We start from the raw sequence: 2500 nt of genomic DNA, 5'->3' as shown, positions 1-2500 counted from the left end.
CACACTTTTAAATCCTTGTCAAACCCATTATGCAGGTAATTGTTGGTTAGTTGATACCAACCTTACTGTCAATGGTTACTATACGGTCAAACCCTTCTGCAGGCGCCGGTTCTTCCACATCCTTTAGCCTTTGCCTGATAACCTCAGCGGGAACCCTTCGCTTCCGATTCTCATTTCGCTGCAAAGCTTCACCCAGATCCGTTTTTATGTAGTATGCCATGACCTGTGCTTCAAGCTCCTTTGCCAGCTGAATAAAGGGCTGGCGCTCACTGGCCTTAACAAAAGTAGCATCCAGTATCACAGAACGTTCATTCTCTAATGCTGTAATCATTCTGTCCTTCATAATCTGAAATACCAATGCATTATGAGACATATTTGCCACATCTCCAAAGACAGACTCCCGGATCTCATCACTGGAGAGATAGCTGAACTTTTTGGGGTTTTCTCTAAGTAATTTTTGCGCCCAGCTGGATTTTCCCGAAGCAGGGATGCCGATAAAAAGACAGACTCGCAGTTCCATGTCAAAAAGGCCTCCCTTTGACAGCTTGTTTTCCCCAAAACCTAAGTATAAGTTGCCAAGAAAAGAAAGTATTATTCATTCTTCTGCTGGTCATACTTCACCAAACTGCATTGCACAGAATACATCTTGACAGTACACACCTTGCAAAGTGTGTCCGAGTAAAATACCCGCTTACACGCCTCACATACCGGGGTATTGCATTTTCGGCAAACAGCAACTGCAGAATGATTGTCAAAACTGCAGTTCATAAGTCAGCGCCTCCTCTCTTACACTTCAAGCACTTCGGGTTTTTTCGCCAGAATAAGATACTCACAGGAAACGGGATCCGCTTCTATTTCCTGAAAGCCTGCGTCTTCAAGCATAAGAGCCAAGTCGCCAGGCGTTAAAAACAAAGATGGTTCCCCCAAGAGCCTCTCTATACCTGCCAGCACCCGTATGGAAAAGCAGTCCGGGTTAAACTCAAGAAAACAAATTAACCCATAAGGCTTTAGAACTCGATGGCATTCTTTTAGCACGTCTTTTTGTTTCCGGATATGATGGAAGACATCTACCACAGTAATAATATCAAAGGCATTCTCCATAAAGGGTATGCTTAACGCATCGCCTAAAACCACCCGGTCTGCCGGCAAAACACTTTGTGCCTGCCTGACCATCTGAGGTGAAGAATCAAGGAGCCAGACGTCTGCGCCTGAAGCCATCATTTGTGAAGCGATCTTTCCCGTACCTCCGCCAAGGTCCAGGACCTTGCTTCCCTCCAAAGGAGAAAGCTTACTTACAAGCTGCTTGCCATGGCGCTCCTGCATTTTAGGAAAAAGCATATTATAAATGGGCGCAATAACCGTAAAAAGATTCATCCGAGACTCCTTCCCGCCACTCATCGTAGTGCCTCATCTCTAAATTAATATTATAATCTTACAGCACGGAACTCAACCCATTGCCAAATGTTATACAAATGATTAATAACATTAAACCCGACCCCCAGTATTATGTAGTAGTCGCAAACCCTACCGGTTAATTAACTGTCGAAGGGGTAACCATTGCCGAAGCACCAAAAAAGCCTTGCACAAAAGTGCAAGGCTTTTTATGGCTCCCCGAGTAGGACTCGAACCTACAGCCTACCGGTTAACAGCCGGTTGCTCTACCATTGAGCTATCGAGGAATACAGCCGAACCCAAGGGCTTTATAGCGTCCTCGGATTCGGGGGTTAAATAAGGATCTGGCAGAGACCTACTCTCCCCAGGGACTCGCGTCCCAAGTACCATCGGCGCTGGAGGACTTAACGTCCGTGTTCGGAATGGGAACGGGTGTGACCCCTCCGCTATTTCCACCAGAAAGTTCTCTCAAAACTGAACAGCGATATGTTAAAGAGTATAAACTATCACAAGATTTAGGTCAAGCCCTCGACCTATTAGTACCGGTCAGCTTAAGACATTGCTGCCATTACACCTCCGGCCTATCAACCAGATCATCTCTCTGGGGTCTTACCTCGTTAACCGAGCGGGAAAACTTATCTTAGAGGGGGCTTCGCGCTTAGATGCTTTCAGCGCTTATCCCGTCCAGACATAGCTACCCAGCAGTGCCCTTGGCAGGACAACTGGTACACCAGAGGTCTGTCCATCCCGGTCCTCTCGTACTAGGGACAGCTCTCTTCAATTTTCTACGCCCATGACAGATAGGGACCGAACTGTCTCACGACGTTGCTGAACCCAGCTCACGTACCGCTTTAATTGGCGAACAGCCAAACCCTTGGGACCTAATACAGCCCCAGGATGCGATGAGCCGACATCGAGGTGCCAAACCTCCCCGTCGATGTGGACTCTTGGGGGAGATAAGCCTGTTATCCCCGGGGTAGCTTTTATCCGTTGAGCGACGGCCCTGCCACGCAGCACCGCCGGATCACTAAGTCGGACTTTCGTCCCTGCTCCACCCGTCGGTGTCGCAGTGAAGCTTCCTTCTGCCTTACACTCTACGCGCGATACC

Annotated in this window: 2 protein-coding genes, 1 tRNA gene and 2 rRNA genes; all 5 read right to left on the bottom strand. The window is 48.0% G+C overall.

The genetic code is table 11. The annotated features are described in order from the left end of the window. Positions 1 to 46: 46 nt before the first annotated feature. Positions 47 to 520 (bottom strand): ATP-binding protein, encoded by a 474-nt coding sequence (locus DEALDRAFT_RS15615; protein WP_008519306.1) that lies wholly within the window; start codon positions 518 to 520, stop codon positions 47 to 49. 266 nt (positions 521 to 786) lie between these two features. Beyond that, positions 787 to 1374, bottom strand: coding sequence for a class I SAM-dependent methyltransferase (locus DEALDRAFT_RS15610; protein ID WP_008519302.1), 588 nt, complete (start codon positions 1372 to 1374; stop codon positions 787 to 789). Positions 1375 to 1604: 230 nt separating this feature from the next. After that, a tRNA-Asn gene (locus DEALDRAFT_RS15605) sits at positions 1605 to 1679 on the bottom strand. Between the two features lie 55 nt (positions 1680 to 1734). Further along, positions 1735 to 1852: ribosomal RNA gene (rrf, locus tag DEALDRAFT_RS15600) — 5S ribosomal RNA — on the bottom strand. Positions 1853 to 1908: 56 nt separating this feature from the next. After that, positions 1909 to 2500, bottom strand: a 23S ribosomal RNA gene (locus tag DEALDRAFT_RS15595); the annotation flags it as partial.

The organism is Dethiobacter alkaliphilus AHT 1, assembly GCF_000174415.1.
Classification (GTDB): Bacteria; Bacillota; Dethiobacteria; order Dethiobacterales; family Dethiobacteraceae; genus Dethiobacter; species Dethiobacter alkaliphilus.
This window is presented reverse-complemented; position numbering and strand designations above follow the sequence as displayed.